At 40.5% G+C, this 5,106-nt stretch carries 8 protein-coding genes and 1 tRNA gene; 8 read left to right on the top strand and 1 reads right to left on the bottom strand.

Annotated features, from left to right (window positions below; all coding sequences use genetic code 11):
- A partial coding sequence (locus U9O96_06250) for a hypothetical protein (protein ID MEA2054694.1) occupies positions 1 to 238 on the bottom strand: 238 nt, incomplete at its 3' end.
- Between the two features lie 140 nt (positions 239 to 378).
- On the opposite strand from U9O96_06250, the gene tuf reads away from it, so the two are divergent.
- The 8 genes from tuf (at position 379) to U9O96_06210 (ending at position 4,969) form a co-directional block, all read left to right on the top strand.
- On the top strand, positions 379 to 1,659 hold the full coding sequence (gene tuf / locus U9O96_06245) for a translation elongation factor EF-1 subunit alpha (protein MEA2054693.1): 1,281 nt from the start codon (positions 379 to 381) through the stop codon (positions 1,657 to 1,659).
- A 15-nt stretch (positions 1,660 to 1,674) separates the two neighbouring features.
- Positions 1,675 to 1,986, top strand: coding sequence for a 30S ribosomal protein S10 (gene rpsJ / locus U9O96_06240; protein MEA2054692.1), 312 nt, complete (start codon positions 1,675 to 1,677; stop codon positions 1,984 to 1,986).
- 41 nt (positions 1,987 to 2,027) lie between these two features.
- Positions 2,028 to 2,115, top strand: a tRNA-Ser gene (locus U9O96_06235).
- A gap of 110 nt (positions 2,116 to 2,225) precedes the next feature.
- Entirely contained in the window at positions 2,226 to 2,651 is a 426-nt protein-coding gene (locus U9O96_06230) for a Fur family transcriptional regulator (GenBank protein MEA2054691.1), read from the top strand.
- Positions 2,644 to 2,802 (top strand): rubredoxin, encoded by a 159-nt coding sequence (locus tag U9O96_06225; protein MEA2054690.1) that lies wholly within the window; start codon positions 2,644 to 2,646, stop codon positions 2,800 to 2,802. Before U9O96_06230 ends, U9O96_06225 begins: the two co-directional genes overlap by 8 nt.
- Before the next feature lie 5 nt (positions 2,803 to 2,807).
- Positions 2,808 to 3,992 (top strand): FprA family A-type flavoprotein, encoded by a 1,185-nt coding sequence (locus tag U9O96_06220; protein ID MEA2054689.1) that lies wholly within the window; start codon positions 2,808 to 2,810, stop codon positions 3,990 to 3,992.
- A 5-nt stretch (positions 3,993 to 3,997) separates the two neighbouring features.
- Positions 3,998 to 4,573, top strand: a complete 576-nt coding sequence (locus U9O96_06215) for a rubrerythrin family protein (GenBank protein ID MEA2054688.1) — start codon at positions 3,998 to 4,000, stop codon at positions 4,571 to 4,573.
- 18 nt (positions 4,574 to 4,591) lie between these two features.
- On the top strand, positions 4,592 to 4,969 hold the full coding sequence (locus U9O96_06210) for a desulfoferrodoxin (GenBank protein ID MEA2054687.1): 378 nt from the start codon (positions 4,592 to 4,594) through the stop codon (positions 4,967 to 4,969).
- The last annotated feature ends 137 nt before the right edge of the window (positions 4,970 to 5,106 follow it).

Raw genomic sequence — 5,106 nt, 5'->3', positions numbered from 1 at the left:
TTATGAATGGAAGTTTTTTGATATCCCCTATGCCCTTTATATCATCCGGACGGATGCCTGCTTCCCTGTACTTTTTTCTGTAAATGGGCACATCATAAGCATATCTGATGATTTTTCTGAATTGTTTATCTTTGAAATTGTTTATTTTTTCTATATCGTCTCTCCAAATCCTATCCTTTTCTATTACGTAGCCCTTAAGCAGATGATAAGCTATTGCAGGATTCACCAGACTGACCATAACCAACTTTCATAAACGTGTCAAAGATATAAATATTTTGACAGGATTTAATGGAAAAATTTTTTAACCATCCCCATATTTACCATCGGTAAAAGTATATATATCCGGAATGTATATACAAAAATCCAGGAGGAAGAAAAATGGCAGATAAACCTCATATGAATCTGGTTACGATAGGACATGTAGACCATGGGAAATCTACACTTGTAGGTAGATTGCTGTTAGAAACTGGTCAATTTCCAGCCCATGTTGTGGAAAAGTACAAGGAAGAGGCAAAAGCGAAGGGAAAGGAATCTTTTGCTCTTGCTTGGATAATGGACGGGGTGAAGGAAGAAAGAGAGAGAGGCGTTACGATCGATGTCGCCCATAAGAGATTTGATACTGACAAGTATTACTTTACTGTAATAGACGCGCCGGGCCACAGAGATTTCATCAAAAATATGATCACCGGTACTTCTCAGGCAGATGCAGCCATACTGGTTGTGGCGGCCCCCGAGGGTGTAATGGCCCAGACTAAAGAACACGCATGGCTTGCGAGAACGCTCGGAGTTAAACAGATGATTGTGACAATAAACAAAATGGACGCTACAAACCCCCCTTATAATGAACAAAGATACAATGAGGTCAAGGAAGAAGTTGAGAAGTTGATTAAGACAATCGGATATAAGAGTGAAGACGTCACATTTCTGCCGGTATCAGCTTTTGTGGGAGATAATGCCATAGAGAAAAAGAAGCTCAGCTGGTGGCAAGGCCCCACACTACTTGAGGCATTGGATACTTTTAGGTTACCGGAGAAACCAATAAATAAACCGTTAAGGTGGCCTGTTCAGGATGTTTATACAATTACGGGTGTGGGCACAGTCCCTGTTGGAAGGGTGGAAACGGGAGCGATGAAACCCGGAGATAAACTCATATTCCTGCCCTCGACACAGCCTGGCGGTGTTACCGGGGAGGTGAAATCAATAGAAATGCACCATGAAGAGATACCAAAAGCAGAGCCAGGAGACAATGTCGGTGTAAATTTGCGCGGTATAAGCAAGAAAGATATACGAAGGGGAGATGTAGCTGGTTATCCAGATAACCCGCCAACCGTTGCACGGACATTTACCGCCCAGATAATGGTATTGAATCATCCTTCGGTTATAACCGTAGGTTATACACCTGTTTTTCATGCATATACGGCCCAAGTAGCGTGCAAATTTGAGGAACTTATCAAAAAGTTGGATCCGAAGACAGGTGCAGTAAAGGAAGAAAATCCAGATTTCCTTAAAACTGGAGATGCAGCCATAGTCAAAATAAGACCTACAAGGCCTATGGTGATAGAAAAAGCAAAGGATATTCCTGAAATGGGAAGATTCGCTATAAGAGATATGGGTCAGACTGTTGCTGCAGGAATATGCATAGATGTGGAGACCAAGTAAGTAGTTATCGAGACAATGCCGCAGAAAGCAAGGATATCTTTAACGGGAACAGATGCAAAAAAAATCGATGATGTTTGTAGCCAGATCAAAATGATAGCAGAGCGTACGGGCACTCAAATGAGCGGCCCCATACCTCTCCCAACCAAACATCTTAAGGTCCCGTGCAGAAAAAGCCCTGATGGAGAAGGTACAGAAACATGGGATAGGTGGGAAATGCGCATACACAAAAGACTCATAGAGTTAGATGCACAGAATCGTGCACTACGTCAGCTCATGCGTATTCAGGTGCCGGACGGAGTGAACATTGAAATCATGCTCAAGTCCTAAAGATTTTTAAAATTTTTTCCTTTTATTATTTTCTTTTGCTTGCTGAGGTAGCCAAGACAGGACTAAGGCGCCAGCCTTGAGAGCTGGTGAGGCTTTTGTCTCGCGAGGGTTCAAATCCCTCCCTCAGCGTAAAATAAGTCGGTGATGTTTGCCCAATAGAAAGTTTTATATGACCATTTTATATTACATATTAAGTTGTAATAATTACAAATCAGTAATTATTATAAAAGCATGGAAAAATGTTAAAAAAGTATGTGAAACTACTAAAAGAAAATGCAATAAAAATCACACCTCAACGGTTAGAGATACTAAAGTATCTTGATGAAAATAGAAAACATCCAACTGTTGATGAAATATACTCTGAGTTAAAAGAAAAAAATCCCTCTCTTTCTAAAACAACGGTTTATAACTCAGTTGAGGTACTCAGAAAACACGGCATCATTCAATCACTTACCATATCCGGTTCCGAGTCAAGATATGACTTCAGAAATAATATGCATTATCACTTTTTGTGTAAAAAATGTGGTAATATTACTGATGTGGATATAAAGTGTCCAAACATAGGAAAGTTGCTGGAAAGCGGGTACAAGGTGGAGGAGGTACACGGATACTTCAAGGGTATCTGTAAAGACTGTTTGAAAAAAGGAGGTGAGCGAGATGGATAAATATGCATGCCAAGCATGTGGATATGTGTATGACCTGGAAAAAGGGGAGCCAGATGGCGGTATAGATGCTGGCACGCCTTTTGAAGAAATACCTGATGATTGGGTCTGTCCGATATGTGGTGCATCCAAAGATGCCTTTGAAAAGGAGTGATAGGAATGAACAAAGTTGAGATAAAACCCGGCATTTACTGGGTTGGCGGTATCGACTGGAACATTAGAGACTTTCATGGATACCTTACCCGGAGAGGAACAACATACAACTCCTATTTGATAATGGATGAAAAAATAACGCTGGTGGATACAGTAAAACACTACCTCTTCAATGAAATGCTTTCAAGAATAAGAGAAATTGTTAATCCTTCAAAGATAGAATATATCATTTCAAATCATGCCGAAATGGATCATTCTGGTTCGCTTCCTAAACTGCTTGAAGTTTGCCCAAATGCAAAGGTTATAGCATCAACTCGCGGAGAAAAAGGATTGCGTAGGCATTACAAAAAAGATTGGGAATTTAAGGTCGTTAAATCGGGAGATATGCTAAACATTGGAAAACGAACACTTCATTTTGTCCATATACCGATGGTTCATTGGCCGGATTCAATGGTTACATACAGTCCTGCAGATAAACTTCTCCTCCCCAATGACGCATTTGGTCAGCATATCGCAAGTTCAGAACGCTTTGATGATGAAATCGACTGGGGCATATTAAAAGAAGAGGCAGCCAAATACTATGCAAACATAGTTATGCCGTATGGGACTCAGGTAGAGAAAGCGCTCGAAACACTTTCCGGACTGGACATTGATATGATTGCGCCTGGTCATGGAATAATATGGCGTTCGTCAATTCCACAAATTCTTAAGGAGTATACAAAATGGGCACGATATGAAGCCGACGACAAAGCACTTATTGTTTATGATTCCATGTGGGATTCAACAGAAAAAATGGCATATGCAATCGGGGAAGGGGTGGAAGAGGCGGGTGTTGCTGTTACCATGAGAAGTCTAAAGACCACCCATATATCAGATATTATTATAGATGTTCTCTCATCCAAGCTGATAATTTTGGGCTCTCCAACGCTCAACAATACAACGCTTCCGACAATGGGCAGTTTTCTAACCTATCTTAAAGGTCTTAAGCCAAAAAACAGGATAGGATTTGTTTTCGGGTCATACGGCTGGGGAGGACAGGCAGTTGGTGAAATTGAGAAGGTTGTAAAAGACCTGTCGTGGGATATGCCTGTTGAGAGCACCAATATCAACTACATACCAGATAAAGAAGAGCTGATAAATATAAGAAAAAAAGGATACGAATTAGGAAAATATGTGAAAAAGATGAGGTAACAAAAATGAAAAATTTGAAAGGAACGGAAACCGAGAAAAATCTCCTCGCATCTTTTGCCGGGGAGTCACAGGCCAGGATGCGGTACACGTATTTTGCTTCTAAGGCAAAGAAAGAAGGTTATGAGCAGATATCCGCCATATTCTCTGAAACTGCGGATAACGAAAAAGAGCACGCTGAGATATTCTTTAAATATCTGGAAGGTGGCGATATTGAAATCAAAGCATCTTATCCTGCGGGAATAATCGGAACCACTGAGGAAAACCTATTGGCAGCAGCCGAAGGCGAAAAAATGGAATGGATAACCATTTACCCAAATTTTGCCGACGTGGCAGAGAAGGAGGGTTTTCTTGGGATAGCCAGCAGTTTCAGGGAGATTGCCAAGGTGGAAGCCTATCACGAGCGCAGATATCGTAAATTACTGGATAACGTGAAAAACAATCTCATATTCAAAAAAAATAAAGTTGTGAAATGGAAATGCCGCAACTGTGGGTATGTCTATGAAGGGACTGAAGCACCTAAAGTGTGTCCAGCTTGCAGGCATCCACAGAGTTATTATGAACTCTGGATGGAGAATTATTGAAAAAAGAGGCGATAAGATATGACAAAATTAAGAGAAATCTACAAATGTGAAATATGTGGAAATATTGTGGAAGTATTGCACACAGGTGTTGGCGAACTTGTATGCTGTGGACAGCCAATGAAACTCATGGAAGAAAAAACCGAGGACTCTTCTGTTGAGAAGCATGTCCCCTACATTGAAAAGACGAAAAACGGCGTTATCGTAAAAGTTGGACGAAATGAAAACCATCCCATGATGGACGGCCATTACATAGAATGGATTCAGGTGATTGCTGATGGTGTTTCATACAGAAAATTCTTGAATCCCGGTGATAAGCCTCATGCTGAGTTTGAAATCAAGGCAGATAAAATAGAGGCAAGAGAATACTGTAATATCCATGGATTGTGGAAATCCTAAAACATCCCATATAGTCTCTACGAATAGGAATTTTTCCTGAAAAATTTCGACATTTTTTATAAAGAGCAATGTCTTATCTCTTGGAGTGGGATGAGATGACACTTTATGAATTTGGACAAAAAATTCGCAAAGCCATA

This window comes from Candidatus Thermoplasmatota archaeon, from assembly GCA_034660695.1.
Classification (GTDB): domain Archaea; phylum Thermoplasmatota; class E2; order UBA202; family DSCA01; genus JAYEJS01.
This window is presented reverse-complemented; position numbering and strand designations above follow the sequence as displayed.

What these genes read in the sequence shown, in the direction of transcription:
- U9O96_06215 (MEA2054688.1), top strand. Translation starts at nt 3,998, where the DNA reads ATGAAAAATTTGAAAGGAACGGAAACCGAGAAAAATCTCCTCGCATCT.
- U9O96_06230 (MEA2054691.1), top strand. Translation starts at nt 2,226, where the DNA reads ATGTTAAAAAAGTATGTGAAACTACTAAAAGAAAATGCAATAAAAATC.
- U9O96_06210 (MEA2054687.1), top strand. Translation starts at nt 4,592, where the DNA reads ATGACAAAATTAAGAGAAATCTACAAATGTGAAATATGTGGAAATATT.
- U9O96_06225 (MEA2054690.1), top strand. Translation starts at nt 2,644, where the DNA reads ATGGATAAATATGCATGCCAAGCATGTGGATATGTGTATGACCTGGAA.
- rpsJ (MEA2054692.1), top strand. Translation starts at nt 1,675, where the DNA reads ATGCCGCAGAAAGCAAGGATATCTTTAACGGGAACAGATGCAAAAAAA.
- U9O96_06220 (MEA2054689.1), top strand. Translation starts at nt 2,808, where the DNA reads ATGAACAAAGTTGAGATAAAACCCGGCATTTACTGGGTTGGCGGTATC.
- tuf (MEA2054693.1), top strand. Translation starts at nt 379, where the DNA reads ATGGCAGATAAACCTCATATGAATCTGGTTACGATAGGACATGTAGAC.